Origin of the sequence: Streptococcus parasanguinis (genome assembly GCF_023109675.1) — a bacterium.
In the GTDB taxonomy this organism is placed as follows: domain Bacteria; phylum Bacillota; class Bacilli; order Lactobacillales; family Streptococcaceae; genus Streptococcus; species Streptococcus parasanguinis_I.
Genome location: NZ_JALDUR010000009.1, coordinates 37185 through 55918 on the forward strand (window position 1 = coordinate 37185; position 18734 = coordinate 55918).

Below are 18734 nucleotides of genomic sequence, written 5' to 3' on the forward strand. Positions count from 1 at the left end.
TTAATTGGTAAATATTAGTGAATTTCTGGCCTAAATATGATAGAATAGGAGAGAATAACTTAGGAGGTTCCAAATGACTACTGAACATATGGAAGAATTAAATGACCAGCAGATTGTCCGTCGTGAGAAAATGGCGGCCCTTCGTGAACAAGGAATCGATCCATTTGGGAAGCGATTCGAACGCACTGCAAATTCAGGTCAATTAAAAGAAAAATATTCAGAATTAGATAAAGAACAACTCCACGACTTGAACGAAACAGCTATTATTGCCGGTCGTCTTGTAACAAAACGTGGAAAAGGAAAGGTTGGCTTTGCCCATCTTCAAGACCGTGAAGGTCAAATTCAGATCTACGTTCGTAAGGATGCAGTTGGAGAAGAAAACTACGAGATCTTCAAAAAAGCAGACCTTGGTGATTTCCTTGGTGTTGAAGGGGAAATCATGCGCACAGATATGGGTGAACTTTCGATTAAAGCAACTCATATCACTCACTTGTCAAAAGCCCTTCGTCCTTTGCCTGAAAAATTCCACGGACTTTCAGATGTTGAAACCATCTATCGCAAACGTTATTTGGATTTGATTTCAAACCGTGAAAGCTTCGAACGCTTTGTAACCCGTTCAAAAATCATCTCTGAAATCCGTCGTTATTTAGATGGTCAAGGATTCCTTGAAGTGGAAACACCAGTGCTTCACAATGAAGCTGGTGGTGCGGCTGCCAAACCATTTATCACTCACCACAATGCACAAAACATTGATATGGTGCTTCGTATCGCGACTGAGCTCCACTTGAAACGTTTGATTGTTGGTGGGATGGAACGCGTTTATGAAATCGGACGGATCTTCCGTAACGAAGGAATGGATGCTACTCACAACCCTGAATTCACTTCTATCGAAGTCTACCAAGCTTACGCTGACTTCCACGATATCATGGACTTAACAGAAGGCATTATCCAACATGCTGCGAAAGCGGTCCATGGTGATGGTCCAATTGACTACCAAGGAACAGAAATCAAAATCAACGAACCATTCAAACGGGTTCACATGGTTGATGCGATCAAAGAAATCACAGGTGTTGACTTCTGGCAAGACATGACCTTTGAAGAAGCTGTAGCACTTGCAAACGAAAAACATGTACCAGTTGAAAAACACTACACAGAAGTGGGACAAATTATCAATGCCTTCTTCGAAGAATTCGTTGAAGAAACCTTGACACAACCAACTTTTGTTTACGGTCACCCAGTAGCAGTGTCACCTTTGGCTAAGAAAAATCCAGAAGATCCACGCTTCACTGACCGTTTCGAACTCTTCATCATGACCAAAGAGTATGCGAATGCCTTCACCGAATTGAATGATCCGATCGATCAATTGCAACGTTTTGAAGCACAAGCGCGTGCCAAAGAATTGGGAGATGACGAAGCTACAGGCATTGACTATGACTATGTTGAAGCCCTTGAATATGGTATGCCACCAACAGGTGGACTTGGAATTGGTATTGACCGTCTCGTTATGTTGTTGACAAATGTAACAACAATTCGTGACGTCCTTCTCTTCCCAACTATGAAATAAGCTAAAAGAAAACACTGATCGCAAGATCAGTGTTTTTTAGTCTTCCATATAAGAGGTGTCGTTCCAAGTGTCTAAGTGATAGTGCTCAAAATCATCTGTTGTCAGAATCGTCACGCTGGCATTATCTAGTCCGCCATTTTTGCGAAGTTCTCCTGTGTCATAACCAAGCAAGGTTCGAATAGAAGCTGTCAAATTAGCCCCATGTCCAACGATGAGAACGGTATCGAGCTCTTTTCCTTTCAGGCTTTTTACAAAATCACAGGTACGTTTGGTCGTTTCATAGACAGATTCTGCATCAAAGATTTCATTTTGAAAGCGGGCTAGGTTATGGCGAAAGGCATCCATTTGTTGGGGATAGATAGCTGAAATAGTAGAAATTTTAGCTCCTTCCAATTTTCCCAAATTCCATTCACGAAGAGCAGGCATTGCTTGCAATTCTAGAGGTGTTTCCAATTGATCGAGGAGGATCTGTGCGGTATGGACTGTTCGTGGTAGATCACTTGCAAAGGCTGCATCAAAAGGAACAGTAGCCAGGTGCTTTCCTAATTTTTCAAGCTGATGAATAGAGGCTGGTAACAGCGGAGAATCGCCATTTGATCCCTGAAAACGTCCTTCTTCATTCCATTCTGTCCGTCCGTGTCGAATAAAATATAGTTTCACAATCTTGTCTCCTTCTCTGTCATTATTCTAAAATATCTGCAAAAGTCGCTTGTACGAAGTCTGCTAGAAGTTGTGGTTTGATTTGAATACTATGGCCGATTTCCCCAGCAGATACGATCATGGTTTCTAACTGAAGGGCTGATTCATCGATAAAGATTGGGAAAGAATGCTTTTGACGAATGCCCACCGGATTATTGGCCCCATGAATATAACCAGTTGTTTTTTCGAGATCCTTTTGAGGAATCATAGCCACTTTCTTATTGCCCGATAATTTGGCCAATTTTTTCTCTGAAAGATGCTCCGTGATAGGAATGATCCCAATCACAGGCCCTGTTTTATCTCCTTTGAGAGCTAGGGTTTTGAAAATAGTAGAGCGATCAATCCCTTCTGGTAAGATCCCTTCTAAAGCGTTGATTTGTAAGCCTACGTGCTCAATTTTTGCTTTAGTCAAGATCTGCTCGACCAAGGTTTTTTTCACTTTATTTTTTTTTGCCATGGCTTTCTCCTTTTCTCTTTTTCTCTACAAAATCAGATTTCATTAGACCATTATAACATATAATAGCGACGATATTGTCTTCTCCTTAAAAATAGAAAACAGCAGAAAAAGTGAAAACCACTTGATCTGCTGTTTTAAGGCTATGAGGAAGAGCCATCTTTTTGTACCTTGAAAAGTTTCCGATAAATCGCTTCTTGGTCTTGCGTCGGAGCAATTTGGTTGAGATCCAAGTAGTGTGAGAATCCATTTAATTGCCCTTGAGAGGTATATTGATGCAAGTCGTATTCCGTGTTGGTATCTGGTGCAGCATTATAGTAGCCATCATCAAATCCATAAGTAGGAATCCAAAGAGCCGTAAATTTATCAGTGGAGATACTGTGTTCTTCCATGAAGTAAGTTCCGATATAGAGTCCAATATTTTTTGCACCCAAAGCTTGTAGTTTTGCTCGGAAAGCTTCAACACCTGCGTTCATATCCTTCATGGTTTTTTCCTCAACGTCTAACCAATAGTAGGTCGGTTTGTAAGGAGAAGCAGCCTTGTAAAATTCCTCTGCTTCTTTTTCCATTTCTTTTTTATCCTTAGCAGCGACATAAGCATAGACTGCGACAGGGATATTTCGTTTTTGGAATTCTTGGATATGGGTTTTAAAAGATTTATCCAGACCATTTAAGTAGGTTGCTGCATTTTCCTTTTTAGCTTGAGCCCCACTATGGACACGAACGATCATACCTCCCACATTTTGGGAGAGGACATCGTAATCAATTTCACTAGGCAATTGCCAGCCTGAGATATCAATGATCGGGCGGCCAACCAGTTCTGGATTGATGTCTTCCTCTTTTTTAGAAGAAGAGCTTGCAGTAGTTGTTTTTTTAGGTGTATTGGAGTTTGGAATCGTTTGGGTTGTTTCTTGTTGTGCTCTTGCTTGCATATCAGCAATTGTTCGTGAAAGAACGAGAAAAGAAATGAAACTGATAAAAAAGACCAAGAGAACAACGGGTTTTATCCTTTTTCTCATACAGAATCATTTTACCGTAAAAAAAACGAAAAGGCAAAAGTTAATGCTTAAAAGATCCCAATTTCAGCCATTATTTTCAAAAAAAAGGAATCTTTTCATCGAAAAAGGATAAAAATATATGAAAATAAGAAAAATATTAAGAATATTTCTGGAAAATAGAGAAGAAGCCGAATCTTTTCTGGCCTTTCCTTGGTTTTGCTTCTTAAAAATGATATAATGAAGGTTGAACATTAGGAATATGGTGAATTATGAAAATTGAAAAAAGACATCTTTTAAATTATTCCATCCTCATTCCCTATTTGATTTTATCCATTATTGGTTTGATTGTAGTCTATTCGACAACAAGTGCCTTGGCAATTCAAAGTGGAGTGAGTTCTACTCGGATGGTGCGGACACAGGGACTCTTTTTTATCCTTAGTCTCCTAACCATCGCCTTGATTTATAAATTTAGCTTAAAGTTTCTTCGAAATAAAAAAGTGCTGGCTTTTGTCATCTTTATTGAAGTGATTTTGTTGATTTTGTCTAGGTTTATCACGGATACGGTCAATGGAGCTCACGGTTGGTTGACAATTCCTGGAGGTTTCAGTATCCAGCCAGCGGAGTACCTCAAGGTGATCTTAGTCTGGTATCTAGCCTTGATCTTTTCTAAACGACAAGACGAGATACGCGATTATGATTATCAAGCCTTGACCCACAATGAATGGATTCCAAGGAATTTAAACGATTGGCGTTGGCTGACCTTGATTCTGATTGGAATCGTTGTGATTATGCCGGACTTGGGAAATGCGACGATCTTGGCCTTAACGGTCTTGATCATGATTACGGCTAGTGGAGTGGGTTACCGTTGGTTTACCTCTTTACTTGGTTTAGTTGTTGGGGTATCCACCATTGTCCTTGGTTCAATATGGATCATCGGTGTGGATCGTGTCGCTAAAATTCCTGTCTTTGGTTATGTGGCCAAACGTTTTAGTGCCTTCTTTAACCCCTTTAATGACTTGTCTGGCGCAGGTCACCAATTAGCTAATTCTTACTATGCCATGAGTAACGGTGGTTGGTTTGGCTTGGGGCTAGGAAATTCCATTGAAAAACAAGGATACTTACCAGAAGCGCACACAGACTTTGTGTTTGCAATTGTGATTGAAGAATTAGGTTTTGTTGGAGCTAGCTTGATCCTTGCTCTCCTATTCTTTTTAATTCTTCGGATCATTTTAGTCGGTATTCGAGCAAAGAATCCTTTTAATTCGATGATGGCCATTGGGATCGGTGGGATGATCTTAGTGCAAACCTTTATTAACATCGGAGGAATTTCTGGTTTGATTCCGTCTACAGGAGTGACCTTCCCCTTCTTATCCCAAGGGGGAAATAGCTTATGGGTCTTATCCGTAGCGATTGCTTTCGTTTTGAATATCGATGCTAGTGAAAAACGGGCTAAGATGGAACAAGAAGGCATGGTTTTTGAAGAAAAAGGTAAAATCAAACCTTATTATTAAAAGGGAATTGTTGAATGGCTATTCAAAAAGGAGAAAAAATGGTCTTACAAAAATTAGAGAACTTCACAAATAAAGATATTATCAAAGAAGAAGCCGAAATCTTAACCAATTTATTAGATGATATTACGAAAAATTTGGTTCGTCCGGAAACCTTTGATAAAATTAGGCAGTTGAAGGATCTATCAAAAACACAGAACTATCGTGAGTTAAATCAAATAGTGGAACAATTGACAAATGAAGAAATGACAGTGATTTCACGTTATTTTGCCATTTTACCACTCTTGATTAACATCTCAGAAGATGTTGATTTGGCCTATGAAATCAATCATTTGAATAACGTGGATGGTGAATACCTCGGAAAACTTTCTTCAACCATTAAAGAAGTTGCGAAAAATGAAGATGCACAAGAAATTCTTGAAAATCTCAATATTGTACCTGTTTTAACAGCCCATCCAACTCAAGTGCAAAGAAAAACCATGCTGGATCTAACCAATCATATTCATGCTCTTCTTCGTCAGCATCGGGATGTTAAAGCTGGTTTAATGAATGAGAATAAGTGGTATAACAACCTTCGTTGTAATATCGAAATCATGATGCAAACGGATATGATTCGTGACAAAAAATTGAAGGTTACTAATGAAATCACCAATGTCATGGAATATTACAATAGCTCTTTCTTACAAGCTGTTCCAAATCTGATGTTGGAATACAAACGCTTGGCAAAAGAGCATGGATTAGAGCTTGAACAACCACGTCCGATCACAATGGGCATGTGGATTGGGGGAGACCGGGACGGGAATCCGTTTGTAACAGCTGAGACCTTGAAGCGTTCTGCAACCATTCAAAGTGAAGTCATTTTGAACTATTACATCGAAAAAATTTCTAAATTATACCGTCATTTCTCCCTTTCAACGAGTCTTTCTAAAACAAGTGAAGCAGTAGCTGAAATGGCAGCCCTATCAAGTGATACATCTGTCTTTCGTGAAAAAGAACCTTACCGTCGAGCTTTCCACTATATTCAGTCAAAATTGATCCAAACCTTGGTCAACTTAAAAGAATGGACGATGGTTGGGGAAACTAGAGAAGATCGTTATGCTGTCGAGAGGTTATTAGGAGCAAACGCTCATCAACAAGGGCCAGTTTCTGATTATATCGGCAATCGTATCTCTGGAGCTTTAAAGAAAATTTCTGAGAAAGAAGCTCCAGCTTATGCCTCTGCTCAAGAATTTAAAGAAGACCTTAAAAAGATCAAAGATTCCTTGTTAGAAAACAAGTCAGAGTATTTGATTTCGGGTGAATTTACAGAACTTCTAGAAGCCATCGATGTTTTTGGATTCTATCTCGCCTCTATTGATATGCGCCAGGATTCTAGTGTGCATGAAGCCTGTGTAGCAGAATTATTGAAATCAGCAGGGATTAATGACCATTATTCTGATTTATCAGAGGAAGAAAAGTGTCAAGTTCTCTTGAAAGAACTCTTAGAAGACCCACGGATTTTATCAGCCACCCATGCTGAAAAATCTGAACTACTTGAAAAAGAATTGGCAATTTTCCAAACAGCTCGTGAATTGAAGGATCGTTTAGGAGAAGAAGTCATTCGTCAAAACATCATTTCTCATGCAACAAGTGTATCAGATATGTTGGAATTGGCTGTGATGTTGAAAGAAGTGGGCTTAGTTGATACGGAAAAAGCTCGCGTGCAAATCGTACCTTTATTTGAAACAATCGAAGATTTGGATCATTCAGAAGAAACTATGAGAAGCTACTTGTCTCTTCCAATTGCCAAACGTTGGATTGCTTCCAAGAACAACTACCAAGAAATTATGTTAGGTTACTCGGATTCTAACAAGGATGGTGGCTACTTGTCTTCTTGTTGGACCCTCTTTAAAGCCCAACAACAATTGACCGCTATCGGAGATGAGTTTGGAGTGAAGATTACCTTCTTCCATGGTCGTGGTGGTACGGTTGGTCGTGGTGGAGGTCCTACCTATGAAGCCATCACTTCTCAACCGTTGAAATCCATTAATGACCGTATCCGCTTAACCGAGCAAGGGGAAGTGATTGGCAATAAATACGGGAACAAAGATGCCGCCTACTACAACCTTGAGATGCTTGTTTCTGCAACTATTAACCGCATGATTTCAGAACAAAAAAGTCCATTTTCTATGTTTGATCGTTTCGGGGAAGTCATGGATAAAGTCGTGAATCGCAGTTACGATATCTATCGTGATTTGGTCTTTGGAAATGAGCATTTCTATGATTACTTCTTTGAATCAAGTCCGATCAAAGCTATTTCTAGCTTTAATATTGGTTCGCGTCCAGCTGCCCGTAAGACTATTACAGAAATTGGTGGTTTGCGTGCCATTCCTTGGGTATTCTCTTGGTCACAAAGTCGGGTGATGTTTCCTGGTTGGTATGGAGTAGGTTCTAGCTTTAAGGAATTTATCGATGAGGATCCTGAGAATATTGAAACCCTTCGATATATGTATAAGAACTGGCCTTTCTTCCAATCTCTCTTGTCAAATGTGGACATGGTCTTATCCAAAGCCAACATGGATATTGCCTTTGAGTATGCGCAATTGTGTGAGGAAGAAGAAGTCCGCAATATCTATCAGATTATCTTACATGAATGGCAATTGACCAAGGATATCATCCTGATGATTGAGGAGCATGACGAATTGCTCGCGGAAAACCCTTATCTGAAAGAAAGTTTGGATTATCGGATGCCGTACTTTAACGTCTTGAACTATATTCAGTTAGAATTGATTCGACGTCAACGGACTGGACAACTATCAGCCGATCAAGACAAGCTAATCCATATCACCATCAATGGAGTGGCTACAGGATTACGAAATTCAGGTTAAAAAAATCGGAACATTGTTCCGATTTTTTCTGCTCTGAAACGAAGTGATAGAAGATGTTTAACGAGTTTAAATTAAAGATTTCAAATGAGGATTTTCAAAGCTTGATCAGGATCTTTCAGCAAGAGGACAAAACAAAAGGAAAGAAGAGGAATAATTAAGAAAATATAGGTAAAAGGCTTGCAATTTTATCTAAAATTCGATAGAATAGTAAGGAAAGTTAGACTGTATTGCCTACTGTCTATCTATAAAATATATTTTATTGGAGGCTTTTACTCAAATGGCAAAAGAAAAATACGATCGTAGTAAACCGCACGTTAACATCGGTACAATCGGACACGTTGACCACGGTAAAACTACCCTAACTGCAGCAATCACAACTGTTTTGGCACGTCGCTTGCCTTCATCAGTTAACCAACCAAAAGACTATGCGTCTATCGATGCTGCTCCAGAAGAACGCGAACGCGGTATCACTATCAACACTGCACACGTTGAGTACGAAACTGCTAAACGTCACTACGCTCACATCGACGCTCCAGGACACGCGGACTATGTTAAAAACATGATCACTGGTGCCGCTCAAATGGACGGAGCTATCCTTGTAGTAGCTTCAACTGATGGACCAATGCCACAAACACGTGAACACATCCTTCTTTCACGTCAGGTTGGTGTTAAACACTTGATCGTCTTCATGAACAAAGTTGACTTGGTTGACGATGAAGAATTGCTTGAATTGGTTGAAATGGAAATCCGTGACCTTCTTTCAGAATACGATTTCCCAGGTGATGATCTTCCAGTTATCCAAGGTTCAGCTCTTAAAGCTCTTGAAGGTGACTCTAAATATGAAGACATCATCATGGAATTGATGGATACTGTTGATGAGTACATCCCAGAACCAGAACGCGATACCGACAAACCATTGCTTCTTCCAGTCGAAGACGTATTCTCAATCACTGGACGTGGTACAGTTGCTTCAGGTCGTATCGACCGTGGTGTTGTTCGTGTCAACGACGAAATCGAAATCGTTGGTATCAAAGAAAAAATCCAAAAAGCAGTTGTTACTGGTGTTGAAATGTTCCGTAAACAACTTGACGAAGGTCTTGCAGGGGATAACGTTGGTGTGCTTCTTCGTGGTATCCAACGTGATGAAATCGAACGTGGACAAGTTATCGCTAAACCAGGTTCAATCAACCCACACACTAAATTCAAAGGTGAAGTTTACATCCTTACTAAAGAAGAAGGTGGACGTCATACTCCATTCTTCAACAACTACCGTCCACAGTTCTACTTCCGTACAACTGACGTGACTGGATCTATCGAACTTCCAGCAGGAACTGAAATGGTAATGCCTGGTGATAACGTGACTATCGACGTTGAGTTGATCCACCCAATCGCCGTTGAACAAGGTACTACATTCTCAATCCGTGAAGGTGGACGTACTGTTGGTTCAGGTATGGTTACTGAAATCGAAGCTTAATTCGATCTAGTTCCCAGATTAACAATTATATAGACAGACAGAAAACCCCGTGAAGACGGGGTTTTTATTTTGGTAAAAAGTAAAATGAGCTTGTGCAACCTTTCATTATGACGAAATTTATGGTAGAATAGATAGTATAAAATTAGAAAAAAGAGGTATGTGAAATGTCACGTAAACCATTTATCGCTGGTAACTGGAAAATGAACAAAAATCCAGAAGAAGCAAAAGCATTCGTTGAAGCTGTAGCATCAAAACTTCCTTCAGCTGATCTTGTTGAAGCTGGCATCGCAGCTCCTGCAGTTGACTTGACAGCTGTACTTGCTGCTGCTAAAGGTTCAAACCTTAAAGTTGCTGCACAAAACACTTACTTTGAAAATGCTGGTGCCTTCACTGGTGAAACTAGCCCACAAGTTTTGAAAGAAATCGGTACTGACTACGTTGTTATCGGTCACTCAGAACGTCGTGACTACTTCCATGAAACTGATGAAGATATCAACAAAAAAGCAAAAGCAATCTTTGCGAACGGTATGCTTCCAATCATCTGTTGTGGTGAAAGCCTTGAAACTTACGAAGCTGGTAAAGCAGCAGAATTCGTAGGAGCTCAAGTTTCAGCTGCTCTTGCAGGATTGAATGCAGAACAAGTCGCTTCAACAGTTATCGCATACGAACCAATCTGGGCGATCGGTACTGGTAAATCAGCTTCACAAGACGACGCACAAAAAATGTGTAAAGTTGTTCGTGACGTTGTAGCTGCTGACTTTGGTCAAGAAGTGGCTGACAAAGTACGTGTTCAATACGGTGGTTCAGTGAAACCTGAAAACGTTGCTGAATACATGGCTTGTCCAGACGTTGACGGAGCTCTTGTGGGTGGTGCATCACTTGATCCAGAAAGCTTCTTGGCATTGCTTGACTTCGTTAAATAATGACATCTAAAAGGCGAGAGGTTTCTCGCCTTTTTTATAGTAGAAAAAGGCTGGGCAAAAACTGTCCAGCCTTTGATGTTTGATAGGAGTAAGTGTAAGACGCAGTGGTTGATTGGCATCTTTGTTCGCCTTTTAAGCTCCAAAGATGACCTAATCAACTGTGCGGGGGTGGGAAGACGAACTCTTTTTAACTTGTCGGAGTTCTTTCCCACTCCCTTTGAGTTAGGAACGTCCTAATAGTTTCTTAATGAGAGAAATCAGTTTGTATTTCAGAGGACTTGGGTAATAACGGAAGGTCCCCATCTTACGGACGATGTAACCATTGAAGTTTTGTTTGAAACGAAGAACACCGTCTGACCCGTCAAAGATTCCTTGAATACCTAGGAAGTTATATCTTGGGATGCCACGTTTGATGGTTTCAAGCATCATATATTCCTGGAGAACAGCAGGAGCATAGAACTTATTAAATTCTGTATAAGAGCCACTGAATAAATAGGTGGATTCTTGTGGCATATAGACGAAGAGGCTACCTGCAAGAATGACGTCTTGATCTCCATATTTTTCAATATATTCTTTTGCTTCCTGTTTTCTCACCTCAAAGGTATCAAACTGGCTAGAGAATTCACGAAGTTGATTTTGTTTTTTCTCTGAATTGGGGTTGACTTCAAGATCCTTCTGTAATTTCTCAATCTTCTGTGCTAGTTTTCCTTGGTCTTTTTCAAGATTCGTGTAGTAATGGTGGAAGTTCAGTGTTGCGATCATGAAATCTGCATTGTCGCCAAAACTGTCATAGAAAGTTTGGTAATAATCCAAGGTCTTATCCTGATAGTCGCGACGGTCACTGGTAGAGGAAGTAATATCCTTAAAGAGTTGCAGTTCATCTCGGTTTAATCGTTTCAGTTCAATACCGAAAGATTTGGCTTTCTTGACAAGTGGCTTTCCTTTTTTACTGAAGCTCTTGAGAAGATTTTTTTCGGTGATACCCTCCATATCTTTCACATAATGCCAATCACCTTCTCCACCTGGATAACCTGTTGTTAAACCATCATGCTGATAGCCCAATTTTTTTAGGGTATCCATGAAATGGGTTTGCTCTTCACTGGTTGGATTGCCGTCACTGTCAAAGGTTTGATAGGTATCATAGGGCTTAATAACGAGTTCAATAGCCCCATTTTCTTTCGCATAGTCTTTTATAGCTGCATAGAAAGGTTCTAGCATAGCTTCCTCTTGGTAAAGGGGGCCAGAATTGATTTCCATATGGAGACCACCTGTCATAGGAAGACTGTACAAGATTGCTGCCACTTGGACTTGATCTTCTTGCTTCCAAGCGATAAATTGGACGGTATTTCCTCGCTTTTCAAGCAGATCTGCCATTTCAGCAGACTGGATAAAAGAGCGATGGGAGACAGTATTTGCAAATGAGGTAAATTCTTCTTTTGAAATTGTCGTAAGAGTCATGTAACTTATTTACTCCTTAATTTTTTCCGGATCTTGTAGACTTTGTTTACAAGTGGATAGAGTGGACTGGTTGGGAGGTTGAATTCCCCAACAAATTCTTCAATGACAGGATTAAATTTTGATTTGAAATGATAGAGACCACCATCGAGTGAATTTTCAATGCCCCCCATATTTTGCCAAGAAGCACCACGATCAAAAGCGTGTTGGGCAGTTTCATACCAGGTGAGGATAGCAGGTTGGTAGCGGCGGAATTCTTCATCCATCCCTGCATAAACATTTTCAGATGTCCCACCAAATTCAAGGGTTAAGGTCCCAGATAAAGGAACAATTTGTCTACCTGCTTGGAGATGCTGCTCAAGAAATTGCAGTTCTTCCTCTATCCGCTCTTTTTCTTTTTGGTTATTCTCAACCTTGCCAGGCTTTGTTTTTTCTGTGAATTTTTCAGCCTCTGCCTTGTTTTTTTCAAGATCTTTTATAAGGGAGCTTTTGCGTTTCTCGAGATCTAGAGTAGACAAGGTAATGTAGGATTGTCCTTGGTAGGTTGTGAGTAGTTTTTCGTAGTAGTCTTTTCCACGTAAATGAATGCTTTTACGAGCTTCAGTCTTTTTCATGAGAGAAGCAAAGTCCTCCAACAATTCAGTCCCGCCAAATTGGACTTGGATCCCTTTGTTTCGAGCAGTTCGGATGGCTTGTCGAGTAGATTTTGAAAGATCTTGCTCAATGAAAAACTCTTTGTGGATATTCGCTTGAAAGCGTGGTTGGATATTTTCTGCCATATCACTGGTTCGGCCAGTCCATTCAATCCCTTCTTTAGTTAGGGTATCGATTACTGCTTGCACATCAGTGGTTTCCGTATTTTCTTGTCCAATCAATTGTTTACTCAAGAAAAGACTTGGATCAAATTTCACAAACAAGGCCTTGTATTGTTTGGCTATCTTTTTAAGGGACTGGATCACATATGAAACCAGCTCTTTGTTTTGGTAGTCCATGATGGGGCCTCGAGGAATGTAGAGCATGGAAAAGCCAAGTGGCAGGGGTTGAATCAAGATGCTTGCAACAGCGACTAATTGGTCTTCTTGATAAAAACCAACCCGTTCATTTCCCCAATTATCTTTGATTTTTGCCCATGAACTGCTTTGTAAGAGATTGGTTTGGTCACTCTGAATAACAAAGTCATCATGCTCACTAGCAGAAATTCCTAGCTGGTAATGGTACATTTCTTATAATACCCACTTTCTAATGGCGTATGCAACGCCAGATTCATCATTTGATTTGGTGATAGTTGTAGCAATTTTTTTAAGAGCTGGATTGCCATTCTCCATAACGACAGCATGTCCCACGACTTCTAGCATGGAACGGTCATTTTCCTCATCTCCGATGGCCATGGTTTCTTCTTGCTGGATTCCAAGTCGTTCAGCTAAATGAAGAACAGCTGCTCCCTTATTGGTTGTTTTCCCTAGAATTTCTAAATAAAAAGGGGCTGATTTGACCATAGTGAAGCGATCCTTGAATTCTTTAGGGATTTTTGCAATCGCAGCATCTAGAATATCTGGTTCATCGATATACATGGCCTTGACAAATTCTTTCTCACGAACTTCTTCAGGCGTCCGGTAATAAAGGGGCATGTTGACCAGTTGAGATTCATGAATGGTGTAGCGTCCGATATCTCGATTGCTGGTATAGATGCCGTCTTTAGTAATAGCATGAGAGTGGATTTGGAGTTTGTTAGCAAGAGACTCGATATCGAGATAGTCCTCATAATGTAAAAGGTCTTTGATGAGTTCTTTTCCAGTAGCAGTTTTTTGCACCAGACTGCCATTAAAGGTAATGACATAGTCTCCAGGATCCATCAAATGGAGTTCTTTTAAAAGTTTTGAGACCCCTGCGATAGGGCGACCGGTTGTGATAACGATTTTAACGCCTGCGGCTTTAGCATCTTGAATGGCTTCAAATACAGAAGGTGTGATCTCTTTTTTTGAATTGAGAAGTGTACCGTCGATATCGATCGCAACTAATTTAATGGACATCCGTCTCTCCTGTAAAATAATCATTGGTAATATAGGAAGTGAATTCCTCTACTTGCTTACTGAAAAGTCCATTAACCTCCAGCATTTCTTTGGGGAAATAGAAGCGGTTGTCCCCATAGCGAGTTCCTGCTAAAGCAGCGACGAGTGGAGACAACTGAGACAATTCAGCGAGACTCCCATCTTTTCGGATCATCTCGATCTGGGTCCGCGGTTTTTCAAGCTCTGGTCGATAAATATCGTAGGGCAGATCGAAATTTTGATGAATAGCGGTGTAGTAGGTTGGATTAAACCCAACCTCTTTAATCAGTTTTTCAAGGATTGCTAAGTCTTTTCGTTTATCTTCTGTAAATAGAATCGATTTAAAGACTTTCCGATTAATATATCGCTGAGCAAGATCAGACAAGATGGTATCCGGACTATCCATCCAGACTTGGAAATAGGTATTCATCACACCGTCATCTAGATTTAGGTAGTCTTGAATGGTGACCTCTTCTTCAAAAAATGGAATCAAGCGAGGTGAAGTCAGTTGAAAATACTCTTTCTGATCTGGATAAATGGTTCTAGCTCGTTTGAGAAGATTTTGAAGGAGGACTTCCATGGCACGAGTAGCCGGGTGGAAGTAGACCTGCATATACATTTGGTAACGGCTGACCACGTAATCCTCGACAGCGTGCATGCCATTTTGTTGGAAGGCAATGCCATTTTCAATCGGTCGAATGACGCGCAAAATACGGGTCAAGTCAAATTTTCCATAGGAAGCACCCGTAAAATAGGCATCCCGCAGTAAATAATCCATTCGGTCCACATCAATCTGACTAGAAATTAATTGCACCACTTGTTTATTGGGATAGGTATGATCAATGACGCTGGCTACACGATTTGGGAAATCAGGAGCCACTTGCAAGAGGATCTGATTGACCTCCGTCTCTGGGCTGGTGATGATCAGCTGGGTCATTTTTTCATGATCGGTTCCAAAGAGTCCTTCGAAGGTATGAGAATAAGCACCATGTCCAATGTCATGAAGAAGAGCGGCTGTCATGGTCAGTAAGTTTTCATCAGAATTCCATTGCTCTGCATACTTCTCCTCAAAAATGGATAGAATGCGTCTTGAAATTTCATAGGCGCCAAGACAGTGAGAAAAACGACTATGCTCCCCACCGTGGAAGGTAAAACCAGATGTCCCCAGTTGTTTGATGCGGCGTAGTCGTTGAAATTCTTTACTATTAATTAATTGATAAATGATGGGATGATCCACATGAACGTAATCATGCACGGGATCGCGAAAGACTTTTTCATTCATGGGTCTATTATAGCAAAAAAAAGCCTATTTTGCGATATAGAGGCTAATAGGGGCAGTCAAAATGCGTAAAATTTGATAGAATAGTAAGGCAAGAAAAGAAGAGAAGGAGACAAAGATGCAGATTCGCATTCAAAATACCATTCGATTTGGAGAAGAAATGGAAATCGTTGATCAGTACTATCAAGGTGAATGGAAGGAAAAAGCAGGTTTTCAGTATCTCTTGTATACCAATGAAGAAGATGAAAAGGTTGCTTTGAAATTTTCCAATGACGAATTGGTCATGACACGTTTCTCAAGTCCTAAATCCATCATGCGTTTCTACAAAAATGAAGATGGTGGGGCAATCATCCCAACTCCGATGGGCATTCAGCAGTTTTTGATTACAACAGATTTCTTTCAATTAGAAGCAGGTCATTTGCAAGTCTCTTATCGCTTGTTAACTCTCGATGGAGAACAGGAATTTGCTAATTATCAATTACTAGTGGAATGGGAAGAATAGACCTCATTAAATTATTAGAGATCCCGCTTGCTTTATTCTATAAAAATGGTATAATAAAACCACTCAAGGGAGTAGCTGGCGGTTTTCCGCGATAGTGTCGTCATTACGAATTATTTCCGGCACTATATTAAACAGCGAGACTTGTTTTTTTAAAAAACAGGTCTCTTTTTTTGTAAAAAGAGGCCAAAAAGGAGGAGACTGTTTTGTCAAAAGAACAAAATAAAGATTTGTTTTACACGCAATCTTCTGAGGAAGTCCTAAAGAACTTGGACTCATCTGTCGAAGGTTTGTCAACCGCCCAGGCTCAAGAACGCTTAGCGAATTATGGTCGTAATGAGTTGGAAGAGGGTGAAAAACGTAGCCTACTAGCTAAATTCCTTGATCAATTTAAGGATTTGATGATTATCATCTTGCTTGTGGCAGCGGCACTTTCTGTGATTACAGAAGGAATGGACGGTCTAACGGATGCCATGATCATCTTGGCCGTTGTTGTCTTGAATGCTGCCTTTGGGGTTTACCAAGAAGGGCAAGCAGAAGCAGCCATTGAAGCTCTGAAAAATATGTCTAGCCCCATGGCTCGTGTTCGTCGTGATGGCCATGTTATTGAGATTGACTCAAAAGAATTGGTACCCGGAGATATCGTCTTGCTTGAAGCGGGAGATGTCGTGCCTGCAGATATGCGTTTGTTTGAAGCAGCTTCTCTTAAAATTGAAGAAGCAGCTCTTACAGGGGAGTCTGTGCCAGTTGAAAAAGATGTGACAGGACTTGTTGAAGCAGATGCTGGTATTGGGGACCGCGTTAATATGGGTTACCAAAACTCAAATGTAACTTATGGTCGTGGTATTGGTGTCGTAACAAACACTGGTATGTATACAGAAGTTGGTAAGATTGCAGATATGTTGGCTAATGCCGATGAGACTGAAACACCATTGAAGCAAAGCTTGGAACAATTATCTAAAGCCTTGACTTACTTAATTGTTGTGATTGCGGTCATTACTTTCTTAGTTGGTGTCTTCGTTCGTGGGGAACATCCATTGGAAGGCTTGATGGTAGCTGTTGCCCTTGCGGTTGCGGCGATTCCAGAAGGACTTCCTGCCATTGTAACCATCGTTCTTTCTTTGGGAACAACAACCCTTGCCAAACGCAATTCGATTGTTCGTAAATTGCCAGCCGTTGAAACACTTGGTTCAACAGAAATCATCGCATCTGATAAAACAGGTACTTTGACCATGAACCAAATGACGGTTGAAAAAGTCTATACCAACGGTCAATTACAAAGTGCAGCAACTGAGATAGCTGCTAGCAACAATACCCTTCGTATCATGAACTTTGCCAATGATACCAAAGTGGACCCATCTGGCAAGTTGATTGGGGACCCAACAGAAACTGCCTTGGTGCAGTTTGGCTTAGATCACAACTTTGATGTTCGTGAAGTCTTGAAGGATGAGCCACGTGTAGCTGAATTGCCATTTGACTCAGACCGTAAGCTTATGTCTACCATCCATAAAGAAGAAAACGGTTCTTACTTTATCGCTGTGAAGGGTGCGCCTGACCAATTGCTCAAACGTGTGACGCGTATTGAAGTCAATGGGGAAGTTCGTCCTATCACGGATGAAGATAAGAAAGCTATCCTTGCTACCAACAAAGACTTGGCTAAACAAGCCCTTCGTGTCTTGATGATGGCTTATAAGACAAGCAAGGAAATTCCAACTTTGGAGTCTGAAATTGTTGAGTCTGACCTGATCTTCTCTGGTTTGGTCGGTATGATTGACCCTGAGCGTCCAGAAGCTGCAGAAGCTGTCCGTGTCGCTAAGGAAGCGGGTATCCGTCCGATCATGATCACTGGTGACCACCAAGATACAGCAGAAGCTATTGCCAAACGTCTGGGAATCATCGATCCAAATGATACCGAAGACCATGTCTTCACAGGGGCTGAGTTGAATGAACTCTCTGACGAAGAATTCCAAAAAGTCTTCAAGCAATATTCTGTCTATGCGCGTGTATCACCTGAACACAAGGTTCGGATCGTGAAAGCTTGGCAAAATGAAGGCAAAGTTGTTGCCATGACAGGGGATGGGGTCAACGATGCACCATCACTTAAGACAGCTGATATCGGTATCGGTATGGGGATTACAGGTACAGAAGTTTCTAAGGGAGCTTCAGATATGGTCCTTGCCGATGATAACTTCGCCACTATTATCGTAGCGGTAGAAGAAGGACGGAAGGTCTTCTCCAATATCCAAAAATCTATTCAGTATCTCTTGTCCGCCAATATGGCTGAAGTCTTCACCATCTTCTTTGCAACACTCTTTGGTTGGGATGTGTTGCAACCAGTGCATCTTCTCTGGATCAATTTGGTAACCGATACTCTTCCAGCCATCGCTCTTGGTGTGGAACCAGCTGAGCCCGGTGTCATGACTCACAAACCTCGTGGACGTAAATCTAACTTCTTTGACGGTGGGGTCTTTGGAGCCATTCTTTATCAAGGAATCTTCCAAACCATGCTAGTTCTTGGTGTTTATGGCTGGGCCTTACTCTCTCCAGAACATGCGACTCGTGCCGAAATCCATGCAGATGCTTTGACCATGGCCTTTGCAACTCTTGGTTTGATCCAATTGCTCCATGCCTTTAACGTTAAATCGGTTTACCAATCCATCTTTAAAGTGGGACTCTTCAAGAACAAGACCTTTAACTGGTCAATTCCAGTTGCCTTTGTTCTCTTGATGGCGACCATCATTATCCCTGGATTTAACAAACTCTTCCATGTCTCTCATTTAAGCTTGACACAATGGTTAGCAGTTATGATTGGTTCGCTCTTGATTGTTGTTCTCGTTGAGATTGTTAAAGCCGTTCAACGTGCACTTGGAAAAGATAAAAACGCCATTTAAATATAAAAGAAGTCATCTCCGGATGGCTTTTTTTTCGGGCAAAATAGACTGGGCACATTTCTTGAGGTAGGTGTG

At 40.8% G+C, this 18734-nt stretch carries 14 protein-coding genes; 7 read left to right on the forward strand and 7 right to left on the reverse strand.

Annotated features, from left to right (window positions below):
- Positions 1-73 precede the first annotated feature (73 nt).
- Positions 74-1564 (forward strand): lysine--tRNA ligase, encoded by a 1491-nt coding sequence (gene lysS, locus M1G14_RS07410; protein WP_003016025.1) that lies wholly within the window; start codon positions 74-76, stop codon positions 1562-1564.
- 36 nt (positions 1565-1600) lie between these two features.
- Here lysS and M1G14_RS07415 read toward each other — a convergent pair whose 3' ends face one another.
- The 3 genes from M1G14_RS07415 to M1G14_RS07425 form a co-directional block, all read right to left on the reverse strand.
- The gene (locus M1G14_RS07415; RefSeq protein WP_247926469.1) at positions 1601-2224 is read right to left on the reverse strand and encodes a histidine phosphatase family protein; all 624 of its coding nucleotides are present in this window, start codon (positions 2222-2224) and stop codon (positions 1601-1603) included.
- A 22-nt stretch (positions 2225-2246) separates the two neighbouring features.
- Positions 2247-2720 carry an aminoacyl-tRNA deacylase gene (locus M1G14_RS07420; RefSeq protein ID WP_024055351.1) on the reverse strand — a complete coding sequence of 158 codons (474 nt, stop codon included), beginning with the start codon at positions 2718-2720 and terminating at the stop codon, positions 2247-2249.
- A gap of 140 nt (positions 2721-2860) precedes the next feature.
- Positions 2861-3736: a GH25 family lysozyme gene (locus tag M1G14_RS07425; RefSeq protein WP_247926470.1), complete on the reverse strand. Its 876-nt coding sequence runs from the start codon at positions 3734-3736 to the stop codon at positions 2861-2863.
- Positions 3737-3984: 248 nt separating this feature from the next.
- Here M1G14_RS07425 and ftsW point away from each other — a divergent pair, with 248 nt between their 5' ends.
- The 4 genes from ftsW to tpiA all read left to right on the forward strand — a co-directional run bounded on the left by ftsW (position 3985) and on the right by tpiA (position 10487).
- Positions 3985-5226 (forward strand): cell division peptidoglycan polymerase FtsW, encoded by a 1242-nt coding sequence (gene ftsW, locus M1G14_RS07430; protein WP_049483360.1) that lies wholly within the window; start codon positions 3985-3987, stop codon positions 5224-5226.
- A gap of 38 nt (positions 5227-5264) precedes the next feature.
- Positions 5265-8090, forward strand: a complete 2826-nt coding sequence (gene ppc, locus M1G14_RS07435; protein ID WP_247926471.1) for a phosphoenolpyruvate carboxylase — start codon at positions 5265-5267, stop codon at positions 8088-8090.
- Between the two features lie 277 nt (positions 8091-8367).
- Entirely contained in the window at positions 8368-9564 is a 1197-nt protein-coding gene (gene tuf / locus M1G14_RS07440) for an elongation factor Tu (protein WP_031574016.1), read from the forward strand.
- A 164-nt stretch (positions 9565-9728) separates the two neighbouring features.
- Positions 9729-10487, forward strand: a complete 759-nt coding sequence (gene tpiA, locus M1G14_RS07445) for a triose-phosphate isomerase (protein ID WP_049475162.1) — start codon at positions 9729-9731, stop codon at positions 10485-10487.
- 222 nt (positions 10488-10709) lie between these two features.
- Here the strand turns inward: tpiA and M1G14_RS07450 are convergent, their stop codons facing one another.
- From M1G14_RS07450 to M1G14_RS07465, 4 genes are read right to left on the reverse strand one after another with little or no spacing between them, the layout of a single operon-like run.
- Positions 10710-11945, reverse strand: a complete 1236-nt coding sequence (locus tag M1G14_RS07450; protein WP_049475357.1) for an aminoacyltransferase — start codon at positions 11943-11945, stop codon at positions 10710-10712.
- A 5-nt stretch (positions 11946-11950) separates the two neighbouring features.
- Positions 11951-13162, reverse strand: coding sequence for an aminoacyltransferase (locus M1G14_RS07455; protein ID WP_049475356.1), 1212 nt, complete (start codon positions 13160-13162; stop codon positions 11951-11953).
- Between the two features lie 3 nt (positions 13163-13165).
- Positions 13166-13972: a sugar-phosphatase gene (gene yidA / locus M1G14_RS07460; protein WP_049475355.1), complete on the reverse strand. Its 807-nt coding sequence runs from the start codon at positions 13970-13972 to the stop codon at positions 13166-13168.
- Positions 13962-15272: an HD domain-containing protein gene (locus M1G14_RS07465; RefSeq protein ID WP_013903868.1), complete on the reverse strand. Its 1311-nt coding sequence runs from the start codon at positions 15270-15272 to the stop codon at positions 13962-13964. The genes yidA and M1G14_RS07465 overlap by 11 nt, the downstream gene beginning before the upstream one ends.
- Positions 15273-15387: 115 nt before the next feature.
- On the opposite strand from M1G14_RS07465, the gene M1G14_RS07470 reads away from it, so the two are divergent.
- Positions 15388-15771, forward strand: coding sequence for a YwiB family protein (locus tag M1G14_RS07470; RefSeq protein WP_049475354.1), 384 nt, complete (start codon positions 15388-15390; stop codon positions 15769-15771).
- A gap of 203 nt (positions 15772-15974) precedes the next feature.
- On the forward strand, positions 15975-18659 hold the full coding sequence (locus M1G14_RS07475; protein ID WP_049523478.1) for a cation-translocating P-type ATPase: 2685 nt from the start codon (positions 15975-15977) through the stop codon (positions 18657-18659).
- Positions 18660-18734 lie beyond the last annotated feature (75 nt).

Coding starts and splice junctions, on each gene's coding strand:
- lysS (WP_003016025.1), top strand. CDS start 74: ATGACTACTGAACATATGGAAGAATTAAATGACCAGCAGATTGTCCGT.
- M1G14_RS07420 (WP_024055351.1), bottom strand. CDS start 2,720: ATGGCAAAAAAAAATAAAGTGAAAAAAACCTTGGTCGAGCAGATCTTG.
- M1G14_RS07425 (WP_247926470.1), bottom strand. CDS start 3,736: ATGAGAAAAAGGATAAAACCCGTTGTTCTCTTGGTCTTTTTTATCAGT.
- ftsW (WP_049483360.1), top strand. CDS start 3,985: ATGAAAATTGAAAAAAGACATCTTTTAAATTATTCCATCCTCATTCCC.
- ppc (WP_247926471.1), top strand. CDS start 5,265: ATGGTCTTACAAAAATTAGAGAACTTCACAAATAAAGATATTATCAAA.
- tuf (WP_031574016.1), top strand. CDS start 8,368: ATGGCAAAAGAAAAATACGATCGTAGTAAACCGCACGTTAACATCGGT.
- tpiA (WP_049475162.1), top strand. CDS start 9,729: ATGTCACGTAAACCATTTATCGCTGGTAACTGGAAAATGAACAAAAAT.
- M1G14_RS07450 (WP_049475357.1), bottom strand. CDS start 11,945: ATGACTCTTACGACAATTTCAAAAGAAGAATTTACCTCATTTGCAAAT.
- M1G14_RS07455 (WP_049475356.1), bottom strand. CDS start 13,162: ATGTACCATTACCAGCTAGGAATTTCTGCTAGTGAGCATGATGACTTT.
- yidA (WP_049475355.1), bottom strand. CDS start 13,972: ATGTCCATTAAATTAGTTGCGATCGATATCGACGGTACACTTCTCAAT.
- M1G14_RS07465 (WP_013903868.1), bottom strand. CDS start 15,272: ATGAATGAAAAAGTCTTTCGCGATCCCGTGCATGATTACGTTCATGTG.
- M1G14_RS07470 (WP_049475354.1), top strand. CDS start 15,388: ATGCAGATTCGCATTCAAAATACCATTCGATTTGGAGAAGAAATGGAA.